The organism is Geodermatophilus sp. SYSU D00698 (assembly GCF_054050335.1).
This window is the reverse complement of the sequence record NZ_JBJGZD010000002.1, coordinates 220506-235053: the sequence shown is the minus strand read 5'-3', so window position 1 is coordinate 235053 and position 14548 is coordinate 220506. Positions and strand designations below refer to the sequence as shown.

The following is a 14548-nucleotide window of genomic DNA, read 5'->3' as shown; positions in this document are numbered from 1 at the left end:
AACGGTAGCGACCGACGGGGCCCTGTGGAGGGAGTCCGGCGGGGTGTCGCGGCGCACGGCCGTAGGCTCGGACGACGTGACCGACGAACCCCCGGGCCTCCCGGACGACGAGCTCCCCGAACAGCTCCGGGTCCGCCGCGCCAAGCTCGACCGGCTGCGCGAGTCCGGCGTCGACCCGTACCCGGTCACGGTGGCGCGCACCACCTCGCTGGCCGACGTCCGGGCCAAGCACCCCGACCTCGAGCCCGACACCACGACCGGCGAGCGGGTCGGCGTCACCGGCCGGGTCATCTTCAGCCGCAACACCGGCAAGCTCTGCTTCGCGACGCTGCGCGAGGGCGACGCCGAGCTGCAGGTCATGCTCTCCCGCGACCGGGTGGGCCAGGAGGCGCTGGACGCCTGGAAGGCCGACGTCGACCTCGGCGACCACGTCTTCGTCGAGGGCGAGGTCGGGACGTCCCGGCGCGGCGAGCTGTCGGTGTTCGCCGACTCCTGGCGGATGGCGGCCAAGGCGCTGCGCCCCCTGCCGGTGGCGCACAAGCCGATGAGCGAGGAGCTGCGGGTCCGCCGCCGCTACGTGGACCTCATCGTCCGCGACGAGGCGCGCCGCACCGTCCGGCAGCGCGCGCAGGTGATGGCCGCGCTGCGCTCCGGTCTCACCGGCCGCGGTTTCCTCGAGGTCGAGACGCCGATGCTGCAGACCGTGCACGGCGGTGCCGCCGCCCGGCCGTTCCGCACGCACATGAACGCCTTCGACCTCGACCTGTACCTGCGGATCGCGCCGGAGCTGTTCCTCAAGCGCTGCATCGTGGGCGGGCTCGAGAAGGTCTTCGAGATCAACCGCAACTTCCGCAACGAGGGCGCCGACAGCTCGCACTCGCCGGAGTTCGCGATGCTCGAGTTCTACGAGGCCTGGGCCGACTACTCCGACGTCGCCCGCACCACCCGCGAGCTGATCCAGGAGTGCTGCGCGGCGCTGTTCGGCGACCACACCGCCCGCCACCACGACGGCACCGAGGTCGACCTGTCGGGGGAGTGGCCGCAGGTGCGGCTGTACTCGCTCGTCAGCGACGCCGTGGGCGAGGAGGTCACGCCGGAGACGCCGGTGGAGCACCTGCGGGCCCTCGCCGAGCGGCACGACGTCGGCGTCGACCCGGCCTGGCTGCCCGGCAAGGTCGTCGAGGAGCTCTTCGAGGCGCTGGTGCAGGACTCCCTGCAGGCGCCCACGTTCGTCGTCGACTACCCGGTGGACACCTCGCCGCTGACCCGCGCGCACCGCACGACGCCGGGGCTGGCGGAGAAGTGGGACCTCTACATCGGCGGGGTCGAGCGCGGCACCGGCTACTCCGAGCTGGTCGACCCCGTGGTCCAGCGCGAGCGGTTCACCCAGCAGGCGCTGCTGGCAGCGGCCGGCGACCCCGAGGCCATGGTGCTCGACGAGGACTTCCTCGAGGCCCTCGAGTACGGGATGCCGCCCAGCGGCGGGGTCGGCATGGGCATCGACCGGCTGATGATGACGCTCACCGGCCTCGGTATCCGCGAGACGATCCTGTTCCCCTTGGTCCGCCCCATTTCCTGACGGGTCCCGTTCCGCTCGCCCGAATTCCTCCCCGAAAAGGGCGACCCACCGTCGGGGATTGCTCCCTCCCCTCACTTCTGTGGTGGAATGTGCGCGTCGCCCGGATCCGGGTGGTGCAATTGTCCGGCCACGGGGGCCGAGAGGGAGTGAGGAAAGCGGAATGGCGCGCAAGGTCCAGGTGATCCTGAGTGACGACCTCGACGAGGACCTCCCCGCGGACGAGACGGTGAGTTTCTCGCTCGACGGCACGAACTACGAGATCGACCTGTCCGAGAAGAACGCGGAGGAACTGCGCAACGCCTTCTCCCGGTACGTGCAGGCCGCCCGCAAGGTCGGCCGTGGCGGCGGCCGGGCCTCCGGTGCCGGCCGGTCCCGGGCCACCGGTGGCGGCGGCCGGATGGACCGCGAGCAGGCCGGCGCGATCCGCGACTGGGCCCGGAAGAACGGCCACAACGTCAGCGACCGCGGCCGCATCCCGGCCAGCGTCGTCGAGGCCTACGAGGCCGCCCACTGACGGAGGGCCCCTCCCACCCCTCGCGCCGCTCGGGGTGGGCCCCTGCGAGGGGCCGTTCCAGCACGTCACCGACGGCCCGGTCCCCGCACGGGGGCCGGGCCGTCGGCGTCCCCGGGTGGCGCGCCGTCCGCTGTCGGCGTAACCCCGCCGGAACACCGGCCCGCCACCATCGGTTGGACCGGGCGAGCCACCCACCGCACCGCCGGTCGCCGCCGACGGGACGGCGTGGTCCGTGACTACAGTGGAACGACCGGTGCCCCAGCGCGCCGACGGACGTCGGGTGCTCCTCCCCGCTCGTGGGGAGGGACGTGCCGGACCAGCCGGTCAGAGGAGAAGCAGCAGATGTTCGAACGGTTCACCGACCGAGCCCGACGGGTGGTCGTCCTGGCGCAGGAAGAGGCCAGGATGCTCAACCACAACTACATCGGCACCGAGCACATCCTCCTGGGCCTGATCCACGAGGGTGAGGGCGTCGCTGCCAAGGCCCTCGAGTCGCTCGGCATCTCGCTCGAGGGTGTCCGCCAGCAGGTCGAGGAGATCATCGGCCAGGGCCAGCAGGCCCCGTCCGGGCACATCCCCTTCACCCCGCGGGCGAAGAAGGTGCTCGAGCTGTCCCTGCGCGAGGCGCTGCAGCTCGGCCACAACTACATCGGCACCGAGCACATCCTGCTCGGCCTGATCCGCGAGGGCGAGGGCGTGGCCGCCCAGGTCCTCGTGAAGCTGGGCGCCGACCTCAACCGCGTCCGCCAGCAGGTCATCCAGCTGCTCTCCGGCTACCAGGGCAAGGAGCCGGCCTCGGCCGGCGGTCCCTCGGAGGGCACGCCGTCGACGTCGCTGGTGCTCGACCAGTTCGGCCGCAACCTGACGCAGGCCGCGCGCGACTCCAAGCTCGACCCGGTCATCGGGCGGGCCAAGGAGATCGAGCGGGTCATGCAGGTCCTCTCGCGGCGGACCAAGAACAACCCCGTCCTCATCGGCGAGCCCGGCGTCGGCAAGACCGCCGTCGTCGAGGGCCTGGCCCAGGCGATCGTCAAGGGCGAGGTCCCCGAGACGCTGAAGGACAAGCAGCTCTACACCCTCGACCTCGGCGCCCTGGTCGCCGGGTCGCGCTACCGCGGTGACTTCGAGGAGCGCCTCAAGAAGGTGCTCAAGGAGATCCGCACCCGCGGCGACATCATCCTGTTCATCGACGAGATCCACACCCTCGTCGGTGCCGGTGCCGCCGAGGGCGCGATCGACGCCGCCAGCATCCTCAAGCCGATGCTGGCCCGCGGTGAGCTGCAGACCATCGGCGCCACCACGCTCGACGAGTACCGCAAGCACCTGGAGAAGGACGCCGCGCTCGAGCGCCGCTTCCAGCCGATCCAGGTGGGCGAGCCGACGCTCACCCACACGATCGAGATCCTCAAGGGCCTGCGCGACCGCTACGAGGCGCACCACCGGATCAGCATCACCGACGGCGCCCTCGTCGCCGCCGCCACGCTGGCCGACCGGTACATCTCCGACCGCTTCCTGCCGGACAAGGCGATCGACCTGATCGACGAGGCCGGCGCCCGGATGCGGATCAAGCGGATGACCGCCCCGCCGGACCTGCGCGAGTTCGACGACCGGATCGCCGGCATCCGCCGCGAGAAGGAGTCCGCGATCGACGCGCAGGACTTCGAGAAGGCCGCGTCGCTGCGCGACAAGGAGAAGACCCTCCTGGCCGAGAAGGCCGAGCGGGAGAAGGCGTGGAAGGCCGGCGACATGGACGTCGTCGCCGAGGTCGACGACGAGCAGATCGCCGAGGTGCTGGCCAACTGGACCGGCATCCCCGTCTTCAAGCTCACCGAGGAGGAGACGACCCGTCTGCTCCGCATGGAGGACGAGCTCCACAAGCGGATCATCGGCCAGGAAGAGGCCATCAAGAGCGTCAGCCAGGCGATCCGGCGCACCCGCGCGGGCCTCAAGGACCCGCGTCGCCCCGGTGGCTCGTTCATCTTCGCCGGCCCCTCGGGTGTCGGTAAGACCGAGCTCGCCAAGGCGCTCGCCAACTTCCTGTTCGGCGAGGACGACGCGCTCATCCAGATCGACATGGGCGAGTTCCACGACCGGTTCACCGTGTCGCGGCTCGTCGGTGCCCCTCCCGGCTACGTCGGTTACGACGAGGGTGGCCAGCTGACCGAGAAGGTGCGGCGCAAGCCGTTCTCGGTGGTCCTCTTCGACGAGATCGAGAAGGCCCACGCCGACGTCTTCAACACGCTGCTGCAGGTGCTGGAGGACGGCCGCCTCACCGACGGTCAGGGCCGGATCGTGGACTTCAAGAACACGATCCTGATCCTCACGACCAACCTCGGGACGCGGGACATCTCCAAGGCGGTCGGCCTCGGCTTCCAGGCCGGGAACGACGACCAGTCGAACTACGAGCGCATGAAGACGAAGGTCCACGACGAGCTCAAGCAGCACTTCCGGCCTGAGTTCCTCAACCGCATCGACGACATCGTCGTGTTCCACCAGCTGACCGAGGCCGAGATCATCCAGATCGTCGACCTGATGCTCGCCCGCGTGGAGAGCCAGCTGAGCAACAAGGACATGTCGCTCGAGGTCACCCAGGAGGCCAAGAAGCTCCTGGCGGCCCGCGGGTTCGACCCCGTGCTGGGCGCCCGGCCGCTGCGCCGGACCATCCAGCGCGAGATCGAGGACGCGCTGTCGGAGAAGATCCTCTACGGGGAGCTGACCGCCGGTCAGATCGTCGTGGTGGACGTCGAGGGCGAGGGCACCGCCGCGAAGTTCACCTTCCGCGGCGAGACCAAGCCGATCGACCTGCCCGACACGCCGCCGGTGGCGCTGACCGTCGGCGACGACGAGGACGGCACCCAGGGCCCGTCGCTCCGCAAGGAGTGAGCAGGTAGCTCCACCGACAGGGGCCGTCTCCCGCGAGGGAGGCGGCCCCTGCCGCATCCCAGGGGCCGAGGGTGGCTCCCGGGCGGCCACCCGGTGCGGACGCCGGTGGACGGCGAGGTGACCGCCGGTGTCGTCGGCGGGTGCCGTCGCCGGGGGACGTGTTCCCGTCAGCGGGGGACGGCGACCGGGCCGAGGTCCACGGCGCGGTGCACCCAGGTGCCGGTGACGACCATCCCGACCCGCTCGTACAGGCCGAGGGCGCCGGTGCGGGAGTCGGTGGACAGTTCGCAGCGCGTGGCGCCGTGCCGGCGGGCGTCGGCGAAGGCGTCCGCGAGGAGGACCCGGGCCAGCCCGAGTCCGCGCCGGTCCCGGCGCACCGCGAGCTCGTCGACGCAGCCGTCCGCGCCACCGGCGACCAGGAAGCAGGCGCCGGCCACGTCGCCACGCGGGTCCACGACGACCCGGAGGTGCCACGGCTCGAACCCGGGCCGGCGCACGGTCGTCGCGGCGAAGTCGTCGAACGACCGCCGGTCCCGCTGCGACCACTCGAGGAAGGCGTCCTCGACCACCGTCCAGGCGGCCCGGTGGTCCGCCTCGCCGTCCGCCGTCCGGAGGGAGTACCCGTCCGGCAGGGGCTGGGTCTCGATCCGCCTGTCCCCGGGGAGCTCCAGCAGCCACGAGGTCCACCGGACGTGGTGGCCGAGGCGCTCCAGCAGGACGTCCGCGGGGGAGCCCTGCGGCACGGTCATGCCGAGGACCGGGGCGCCGCGCTCGCCTGCCAGTCGCCGGGTCCCGGCGGCCGGCGCCGTCCCGATGCCTCGTCCGCGGTACCGCGGGTGCACGGCGGCACCCCCGCGTCCCCCACCCGAGACCTCGGCGTGGGCGACCAGCCGGCCGCCCTCGAAGACGCCGAGCGTGCCGGCCGGTACGTCGGAGCCGGGGCGCTGCCAGTCCCCGACGACGTCGGCCTCCTCGATCAGGACGACGCCGACGTCGTGCAGCTCCTGCGCGGCCGTCACCTCGTACACGGCACGGGCGTCATCCCTGGTCAGGGGTCGGGCGGTGAGGTCCCCGGGCAGCTGCACGGGCCACGGTGAACCGTGCCGCGGGGTCGTCGCGCGAGCGGGTCCGGGCGGCGCGAGGCGTCGCGGGTCCGGTCAGTGGGGGAGTCGGAAGAGGCCGTCGTCGGTCTGCTCGACCAGCCCGTCGGCCAGCAGGGAGTCCAGGCACCGGGACCGCTGCACCGCGTCGTCCCAGGCTGCGTCCAGGGCCGGGGCGGGCACCGGACCGTCGGCGGCGCGCAGGACGTCGAGCAGCCGCCCGCGGACCTGCCGGTCGGTCCCCGCGAACCGCTGCACCCGCCTCGGCGGCCCCTCGGCGGCCGGGCAGCCGGCCAGCCGCCAGGCGCACCGGTCCCGCACCGGGCACACGCCGCACCGCGGTGTGCGGGCCACGCAGACCAGCGCGCCGAGCTCCATGGCCGCCACCGAGAACCGGCACGCCCGCTCCCGGTCCGCCGGCGCCAGCGCCGCGACGTCGGCCAGGTCGGAGGCGCGGGCGGTCCCGGCCTCGGCGCGGCCGTGGACCAGCCGGGCCACCACCCGCCGCACGTTGGTGTCCACGACCGGCTGTGGCCTCCCGTGGCCGAAGCAGGCCACCGCCCGGGCCGTGTACGTCCCGATGCCCGGCAGCGCCTCCAGGGCCGCCACGTCGGCCGGGACGGCGCCTCCGTGCCGCTCGGTGAGGGCGACGGCGGTCTCCCGCAGCCGCAGCGCCCGCCGCGGGTAGCCGAGCTTGCCCCAGGCGCGGATCACCTCGGCCGGCGACGCGGTGGCCAGCGCGGCCGGGGTGGGCCAGCGCTCCGTCCAGGCGCGCCACACCGGCTCGACCCGCGCCACCGGCGTCTGCTGCAGCATCACCTCGCTGACCAGCACCGCCCACGGGTCCACGCCTGGCCGGCGCCACGGCAGGTCGCGGGCCGCCGTGTCGTACCAGTCGACGAGGGCGTCCCCGAGTCCGGCGGTGCTGCTCACGGGGGTCCAGTGTGCCCCGCCCGGACCGCGGCGTGCCCTGTCGGGACGGTCGGCGGCCGCCGACTACGGTCGCCTTCGTGCTGCACCCGGTCGGGCCCCTGCCGGCCGCCGTCTACTGGCGACGGCGGCTGCTCGTGGTCCTCCTGCTCGTCGCCGTCCTCGGCGGCGGGAGCTGGCTCGGGGTGGCGCTGCTGGGCGGCGGCCCGGAGGGCTCGGCGTCGGCCGCCGGCACCTCGGAGGCGGCGTCGACGGCGCCGGCCGCCGCGGAGCCGCCCGCCCTCGACCGGGTCCTCCCGTCGCTGGCCAGCGTGCAGACCCCCACCCCGCCGCCCACCCCGACGCCCGCCCCGCCCCCGGCGCCTGCCGCCCCGGTGCAGGAGGCCGGCGCCCCGTGCGGCGACGACGTGGTCGCGCTGGAGGTGCGCACGCCGGGCACGGTCGCCTCCGGGTCCTCGCCGACGCTGGAGCTGGTCGTCACCAACACCGCCGCGGTGCCGTGCACCCGCGTGCTGGACAAGCAGCTGCAGGAGATGGTGCTGCTCGACGCGGCCGGCACCCGGCTGTGGGGCAGCAACGACTGCCGGCCCGAGACCAGCAGCGACACCCGCACGCTGCAGCCCGGTGAGCAGGTGGTGTTCCCGCTGGTCTGGACCGGCCTGACCAGCGAGCCGACCTGCACCGCCGAGCGCGTGCCGGTGGCCCCGGGTCAGTACGTGCTGCGCGCCCGGCTGGACACCGGGACCAGCCCGGACGCCGTCCTCACCATCACCTGACGAGGGACCTCCCTGCCCCCACCGCTCGCAGGCTCGCGGCGGGCCCCCGCGGGGAGGCCGTTCCAGCAGGTCGCCGGTGGGCCCCGCTCAGCTGTAGCGGTCGAGGATCGAGGTCTCGGCCAGCCGGGACAGGCCCTCGCGGATGCCCCGGGCACGGGCCTCGCCGACGCCCTCGACGGCGAGCAGGTCCTCGATGGTGGCGGCCAGCAGCTTCTGCAGGCCGCCGAAGTGGTCGACCAGCCGGTCGATGATCGCCGCGGGCAGCCGCGGCACCCGGGCCAGCAGCCGGTAGCCGCGCGGGCTGACGGGGGAGTCCAGCGCGTCGGCCGAGGTGGGCAGCCCGTAGCAGCGCGAGACGGCGGACAGGTCCAGCAGCTCGGTGGCCGACAGCGCCCGCAGCTCGGCGAGCACGTCCTCGATGGTGCGCGGCCGGCGGGTGCCCGCGGCGGGCAGGTAGTCGCGCACCAGCAGCGCGCGGTCCTCCTCGACGCCGGCGAGCATCTCGTCGAGCTGCAGGGCCAGCAGCCGGCCGTCGGTGCCCAGCTCGACGACGAAGCCCTCGATCTCGTCGGCGATCCGCCGGACCATCTCCAGCCGCTGGCTGACGCTCATCGCGTCGCGGACGGTGACCAGGTCCTCGATCTCCAGCGCCGAGAGGGTGCTCGCGACCTCGTCGAGGCGCAGCTTGTACCGCTCCAGCGCCGCGAGGGCCTGGTTGGCGCGGGCGAGGATCGTCGTCGGGTGCTCGAGCGTGTAGCGCCGGCCGGCCACGTAGACGCTGATGATGTGCATCGACTGGCTGACCGAGATCACCGGGAACCCGGTCTGCACGGCCACCCGCTCGGCGGTGCGGTGCCGGGTGCCCGACTCCTCGGTGGGCACGGTCGGGTCGGGCATCAGGTGCACGCCGGCCCGGACGATGCGCAGCCCGTCGGAGGACAGGATCACCGCGCCGTCCATCTTGGCCAGCTCGCGCAGCCGGGTGGCCGACAGCGCGACGTCCAGGGCGAACCCGCCGGTGCAGATGGACTCCACCACCCGGTCGTAGCCGAGCACGATCAGGGCGCCGGTGCGGCCGGCCAGGATGCGCTCCAGGCCGTCGCGCAACGCGGTCCCCGGGGCGATGCGGCCGAGCAGTTCGCGCAGGGCGACCTCGGAGTCCACAGCGGGGGGCACGGGCGCTCCTGACGTCGTCGTGGTACGGCGCCTGAGTCTACGTGGCACGCCGACCTGCCGGTCGTGAGCGGGGGGTGGTGAGCAGGCTCACCCGGGGAAGAGCCCGGCGAGCGCCGCTCCCAGGTCGGGCACCTCCATGAGCCGGATGCCCTTGGGGGCCTGGCCGGCGTCCGGCGGGACCAGCGCGAGCCGGTAACCCTGGCGGGCGGCCTCGGCCAGCCGCCGTCCGGTGCCGCCGACCCGCCGGATCTCACCGGACAGACCCACCTCGCCCAGCGCGATCATCCCCTCCGGCAGCGGGGTGTCCCGCGACGCCGAGGCGATGGCCAGCGCGAGCGCGAGGTCGGCCGCCGGCTCGGCGATCTTCACGCCGCCGACGGAGGCGGCGAACACGTCGGCGTCGGCCAGCCGGACGCCGCCGCGCCGCTCGACGACGGCGTTGACCATCGCCACGCGCTGGGAGTCCAGCCCGCTGACCGCCCGCCGCGGCGAGCCGCCGCCGGTGTTGGTGGCGACGAGGGCCTGCACCTCGGCCAGCAGCGGCCGGCTGCCCTCCATGGTCACCGTGACGCAACTGCCGGGCACCGATGCGGTGCGCCGCGAGACGAACAGGTGCGACGGGTCGGGCACCCCGACCACCCCGCCGTCGCCGATCTCGAAGCAGCCGATCTCGTCGGCCGGGCCGAACCGGTTCTTGGTGGCGCGCACCAGGCGCAGCGTGGAGTGCCGCTCGCCGTCGAAGGACACGACGACGTCGACCAGGTGCTCCAGCGCCCGGGGCCCGGCGATCGCGCCGTCCTTGGTGACGTGGCCGACGAGGATCGTCGTCATCCCGCGGGACTTGGCGACGGCGGTGAGCGCGGTGGCCACCGAGCGGACCTGGGTGGCGCCGCCGTCGGTGCCCTCGACGGCGGAGGAGCGGACCGTCTGCACGCTGTCGAGCACCAGCAGCGAGGGCGCCACCTGCTCGACGTGGGCGAGGACGGCCGACAGCTCGGTCTCGGCGGCGAGGTACAGCCGGTCGTGCAGCGCGCCGATCCGCTCGGCGCGCAGCCGCACCTGCGCGGCGGACTCCTCGCCCGAGACCACCAGCGTGGGCCCGTTGGACTCCGCCACCCGGTGGGCGACCTCGAGCAGCAGCGTGGACTTGCCGACGCCGGGCTCACCGGCGACGAGGACCACCGCGCCGGGCACCAGGCCGCCGCCGAGGACGCGGTCGAACTCGGCGATGCCGGTGGGCACCGCCCGCGCGCCGTCGAGCTGGACCTGGGCGATCGGCCGGGCGGGCGCGGTGACCGGGCCGGCGGCGACCGAGCGCAGTGCCGGCGCGGCGGGCCCGACCTCCTGCAGCGTGCCCCAGGCCTGGCACTCCGGGCACTTGCCCATCCACTTCGCCGACGAGAAGCCGCACTCGGTGCAGCGGTGGGCGGGACGGGCGGACTTCACTCCGGAGGGCACGCCGCCACGGTAGGTGGGGGTACCGACACTCCCGGGGAGGCCGGACGGGTCACTCCGGTCCGGTCACTCCAGGCCGGCTACTCGGCCTGGGTGTCCTCCTCGCTCTCCGGGTTCTCCGGCTCGAGGCCCTCCTCGAAGTCGAACGCCTCGCCGCGGTCGATCTCCTCGTCGGGACCGGCCACCAGCACCTGCGTGGTGATGTCGCCGGCCTGCTCGAAGGACAGGGTGAGCGTCAGGGTCTGCCCGGCCGTCAGCTCCTCGCCGAGGTCCTGCAGCGTGACCGTCGCGCCGTCCTCGCGCCCGATGTACAGCGCGGTGTCGGCCGGGATGTCGAGCGACACCCGGGTGCTCGCCGTGGAGCCGGCGGAGGGCGACGCACCCGGGGTGGCGCCGGTGCTGCCCGGCGTCGGGGTGGCCGTGGGGGAGCTGCCGGCGGGCGACGACGGCGAGGGGGTCGGGCCGGTCGCCGACACCAGCACGCCGCCGAAGCCCTCGCCCTCGATGCCGGTGAGGGTGTCGTCGGAGTTCGAGGCGTTGACGATCGTGACGATCAGCTCGGCGTCGTCGCCCTCCTCGTAGCGGCCGTTCTCCGGCGGAGCCAGCAGGATCTGGCGCAGCAGGATGTCCTCCACCTGCGCCTGGGGGCCGACCTTGTCGCGGTCCTGGGTGCCGGTCTGCGAGACCTGGCCGGCGCTGCAGGCGCCGAGCGCGACCGGGCTGAGGACGAGGGCACCCATCACGGCGGCGCGCAGCGCGCGGTTCACAGCGGTCGACCTCCACGGGGGAAACAGCAGCCGGCCACCGTGTGTCTCGATGGCCCGAGTCGGGCCGAGCCTAACGGTCCGCCCACCACGTCCGCCGGGAGGTGAGGCCGATGGGGCGCCCAGGACCCGGCGCCGGAGGCGAGCCGCGCGACCCGGCCCTCGCTGACTTCCCCGAACGGTCGCCCGGTACGCGCCGGTGGACCTCCGCCGACCAGCTCGGCCCGCACCTCCTCGACGCGCCCGGCCGGCCGGTGCTCCTGCTGGAGTCTGAGGCGGTGTCCGCCCGCCGCCGGTTCCACCGGCAGGAGGCCCACCCCGTGCTGTCCGCGCTGCGCCACCGGGCCGCCGAGCTGGGGGACGAGGGCGACTTCCACCAGGTCACCACCTGCGCCGAGGCCCCGGGCCGCCACGACGAGCCGGTGAGCGCCTGCGCGCCCACCACCTGGAGCAGCCGCGACCACGTCCTGCGCCGCCCCGGCGTGCAGGTGCTCAGCGGCTCCGTGAGCAGCCAGCCCGGGGTCGCCCGGTGGGCCGCGGCCGCCGCGGCGAGGACGCCTGCTCCTCCCACACCGCCGGCTGCTGGGCCTTCCTCGAGCGCGACCGCGAGCGGCTGACCGGCAACCGGCGGATGCGGCGTCCGCTGCAGGGCCTGGACCGGTCGGAGGACCCGCCGATCGTGGTCGAGCAGGAGGCCGCCCGGGGCACCGCCGCCCCCTGATCGGGGGACGGACGGTCCAGTTCCGCGTCGGGCCTGCCGATGCCTCCCCTGCACGGGGGACGGCACGGGAGGTGCGGATGGCGGTCGGAGCCGCGTTCGACGACGTCCTCGCGGCGGCCCGGACGGGCGCCGCGTGGGCCTTCGAGGTGCTGTACCGGGACCTGTCCCCGGTGGTCACCGGCTACCTGCGGCTGCACGGCGCCCCGGACCCCGACGACCTGGCCAGCGAGACGTTCCTCGCGGTCTTCCGCGGGCTGTCCGGCTTCACCGGCGACGAGGCGGGGCTGCGGTCGTGGGTGTTCACCATCGCCCACCGGCGGCTGGTCGACGACCTGCGCCGGCGCAGCCGCCGCCCGCAGCTCGCCGACGGGGGCGCGGACCTGCTCCCCGAGGTCGCCGGCGGGGACGTGGAGGACGACGTCCTGGCCCGGCTGGGCGCCGAGACGGTGCACCGGCTGTGCGCCGGCCTCCCCGAGGACCAGCGCTCGGTCCTGCTGCTGCGGGTCCTGGCCGACCTCACCGTCGAGCAGGTCGCCGCGGTGATCGGCCGCTCCGTGGCCTCGGTCAAGGCGCTGCAGCGGCGCGGCCTGCGCCGGCTGCGCGAGGAGCTGGAGCCGGCCGGGACCACCCCGACGAGGGAGACGACGACGGGCCGCGCACCCCTGCGGGCCCGTCCGGCGATGACGGGGGCGAGATGACCACGCCAGCCGACGCCCGGACCGCCGAGCAGGCCCTCGCGGCCTGCCTCGCCGGCCGGCCCGTGCCCGAGGGCGCGCAGTACCTGGCCGCGTTCACCGACGCGGTCCGGTCCTCCGCCACCGCGCCGGGCCGCCCGAACGCGGCCCTGGCCGAGCTGCTGGCGACCGGTCTGCTCACCGACCAGTCGGACCCGTCCACGCGGACGACCGGGCACCCCGCCCGGGCCTCACGGAAGAGACCCCACGTGTTCACCACTTCCCTCGCCGTCAAGTTCGCCGCGCTCTCCGCGGTCGCCAAGGCCGCCGTCGCCGGTGGGGCGGTCGCGGTCGCCCTGACCGCGGGCACCACCGCCGCCGTCGTCCTGCCCGAGGACACCGCCCCCGCCCTCGTCGAGAGCAGCGAGACCACCGACGGCACCGCCACCGACGACACCGCCACCGACGGCACCGCCACGGACGGCACCGCCACCGACGACACCGCCACCGAGGACCCGACCGGCGGGGAGGGCGACGCCTCCACCGACGGGGGCACCGGGGACGGCACCGGGGACGGCGCCGAGGAGGAGCCCGCCACCGAGCCCACGACCCCCGAGGACGACCCGCTCGCCGGCGTCGACGAGGGGCGGTCCTTCGGTCACCTCGTGCACGCGATCGTGGCGGCGAGCCGGGCGTCCGGCACCAAGGTCGGCCTTGACGTCAGCGCCGCGGCGCACGCTCGCAACACGGCCCGCCAGGAGGCCCGCCAGGGCACCGTGACCGAGCAGCCGGAGACCCAGCCGGTCACCGAGCCCGTCACCGAGGAGCCGGCGACCGGGGAGCAGGAGGCCGTGACCCCGGCGCCCGCGCCCGAGGAGCCCGTCGCCACCACCTCGACCGGCGGCAACGGCCACGGCCAGGGCAACGGCGGCGGCAACGGCAGCGGCAACGGCGGCGGCAACGGCAACGGAAACGGCAACGGCAGGAAGTGACCGACGGCGGGGCCGCGCTCAGGTGAGTGCGGCCCCGCCCGCCAGCAGCAGCACCACGTCCAGCACGGTCAACAGCATCACCGCGGGGAAGGCCAGCCGGCGGAAGGGCGCCGTCCCGGCCAGGGCGGCGACGGCGACCGCGGGCACCGCCAGCACCAGCCCCGCCCAGCCCCACCACGCGGGCGGGCCGGCCGGGCCGAGCACGAGCACCAGCGACGCCGTCCCGAGCAGCAGCGCACCCACCACCGCCGACACGCGGGGACCCAGCCGGTGCGGCAGACCGCGCACCCCGGTCGCCAGGTCGTCGGCGATGTCGGGGGCCACGTTGGCGAGGTGGGCCGCCGCGCCCAGCGCCGCGCCGGCGGCCGGCAGCCACCACGGCGCGGCCGGGACGCCCGGCGCCGCGGCCACCACCCCGGCGGGCAGGGCGCCGAAACCGGTGACGTAGGGGAGCCCGGAGGCCACCGTGCGCTTCAGACCCGCGTTGTAGGCCCAACCGCTGGCCACCAGCACCAGCAGCAGCAGTCCCGGCACCCAGCCGAGCGCCAGGGACAGGACGACGGCCGCGCCGGCCGCGCCGAGGGCCGCCCCGCGCAGCGTGGCGGGGGCCACGGCGCCCTGCACGACCGGCTTGTCGGCCCGCGCGACGGCGCGGTCGCGATCGGCGTCGAGCCAGTCGTTGCTCCACCCGATGGACGCCTGACCTGCGAGGACGGCCAGTCCCACGAGCACCACGCGCCCCGGGGGCACCTGCGCGGTGACCGCGAGGAGGGTCGCCACGACGGTGACCGCGACCGCCGGCGGCGCGTGCGTGGCCAGGACGAGCGCGCGGACGGAGGCGCCCCGCGAGGCCCGTGCAGGCACACCGACCACGCCCTGTCAACCCCTCCCCAGTACTTCACCAGGCCTCTGACCTGCGGATATCCACCAGCCGACCGTTCCGGGCGTCAGTGTGCCGTGCTAACCTGGGTGCAGCGAAAGGGG

General features: G+C 74.8%; 13 protein-coding genes. 7 read left to right on the top strand and 6 right to left on the bottom strand.

Annotated features, from left to right (window positions below; genetic code table 11):
• The first annotated feature begins 76 nt into the window (after positions 1-76).
• From lysS to ACI8AB_RS02875, 3 genes are all read left to right on the top strand, one after another.
• Positions 77-1579 carry a lysine--tRNA ligase gene (lysS, locus tag ACI8AB_RS02885; RefSeq protein WP_456948871.1) on the top strand — a complete coding sequence of 501 codons (1503 nt, stop codon included), beginning with the start codon at positions 77-79 and terminating at the stop codon, positions 1577-1579.
• 160 nt (positions 1580-1739) lie between these two features.
• Positions 1740-2093: a histone-like nucleoid-structuring protein Lsr2 gene (locus tag ACI8AB_RS02880; RefSeq protein ID WP_387987167.1), complete on the top strand. Its 354-nt coding sequence runs from the start codon at positions 1740-1742 to the stop codon at positions 2091-2093.
• 342 nt (positions 2094-2435) lie between these two features.
• The gene (locus tag ACI8AB_RS02875) at positions 2436-4976 is read left to right on the top strand and encodes an ATP-dependent Clp protease ATP-binding subunit (protein ID WP_387987164.1); all 2541 of its coding nucleotides are present in this window, start codon (positions 2436-2438) and stop codon (positions 4974-4976) included.
• A gap of 167 nt (positions 4977-5143) precedes the next feature.
• On the opposite strand, the gene ACI8AB_RS02870 is transcribed toward ACI8AB_RS02875, so the two are convergent.
• On the bottom strand, positions 5144-6004 hold the full coding sequence (locus ACI8AB_RS02870) for a GNAT family N-acetyltransferase (protein WP_456948870.1): 861 nt from the start codon (positions 6002-6004) through the stop codon (positions 5144-5146).
• Between the two features lie 129 nt (positions 6005-6133).
• Positions 6134-7009, bottom strand: coding sequence for an A/G-specific adenine glycosylase (locus ACI8AB_RS02865; protein ID WP_456948869.1), 876 nt, complete (start codon positions 7007-7009; stop codon positions 6134-6136).
• A 77-nt stretch (positions 7010-7086) separates the two neighbouring features.
• On the opposite strand from ACI8AB_RS02865, the gene ACI8AB_RS02860 reads away from it, so the two are divergent.
• Positions 7087-7782 carry a MucR family transcriptional regulator gene (locus ACI8AB_RS02860; protein ID WP_456948868.1) on the top strand — a complete coding sequence of 232 codons (696 nt, stop codon included), beginning with the start codon at positions 7087-7089 and terminating at the stop codon, positions 7780-7782.
• Positions 7783-7869: 87 nt separating this feature from the next.
• Here ACI8AB_RS02860 and disA read toward each other — a convergent pair whose 3' ends face one another.
• From disA to ACI8AB_RS02845, 3 genes are all read right to left on the bottom strand, one after another.
• Complete coding sequence (gene disA / locus ACI8AB_RS02855; protein WP_387987151.1) at positions 7870-8958, bottom strand: DNA integrity scanning diadenylate cyclase DisA; 1089 nt, start codon at positions 8956-8958, stop codon at positions 7870-7872.
• Between the two features lie 87 nt (positions 8959-9045).
• Positions 9046-10416, bottom strand: coding sequence for a DNA repair protein RadA (radA, locus tag ACI8AB_RS02850; RefSeq protein ID WP_387987149.1), 1371 nt, complete (start codon positions 10414-10416; stop codon positions 9046-9048).
• 77 nt (positions 10417-10493) lie between these two features.
• Positions 10494-11180, bottom strand: a complete 687-nt coding sequence (locus ACI8AB_RS02845) for a hypothetical protein (protein WP_456948867.1) — start codon at positions 11178-11180, stop codon at positions 10494-10496.
• Between the two features lie 110 nt (positions 11181-11290).
• Between ACI8AB_RS02845 and ACI8AB_RS02840 the strand changes: the two genes are divergently transcribed.
• From ACI8AB_RS02840 to ACI8AB_RS02830, 3 genes are all read left to right on the top strand, one after another.
• Positions 11291-11794 carry a hypothetical protein gene (locus ACI8AB_RS02840; RefSeq protein ID WP_456948866.1) on the top strand — a complete coding sequence of 168 codons (504 nt, stop codon included), beginning with the start codon at positions 11291-11293 and terminating at the stop codon, positions 11792-11794.
• Between the two features lie 181 nt (positions 11795-11975).
• Positions 11976-12596 (top strand): RNA polymerase sigma factor, encoded by a 621-nt coding sequence (locus tag ACI8AB_RS02835; RefSeq protein WP_456901713.1) that lies wholly within the window; start codon positions 11976-11978, stop codon positions 12594-12596.
• Positions 12593-13564: a hypothetical protein gene (locus ACI8AB_RS02830; protein WP_456948865.1), complete on the top strand. Its 972-nt coding sequence runs from the start codon at positions 12593-12595 to the stop codon at positions 13562-13564. Before ACI8AB_RS02835 ends, ACI8AB_RS02830 begins: the two co-directional genes overlap by 4 nt.
• 18 nt (positions 13565-13582) lie before the next feature.
• On the opposite strand, the gene ACI8AB_RS02825 is transcribed toward ACI8AB_RS02830, so the two are convergent.
• Positions 13583-14428, bottom strand: coding sequence for a UbiA family prenyltransferase (locus tag ACI8AB_RS02825; protein ID WP_456948864.1), 846 nt, complete (start codon positions 14426-14428; stop codon positions 13583-13585).
• Positions 14429-14548: the final 120 nt, after the last annotated feature.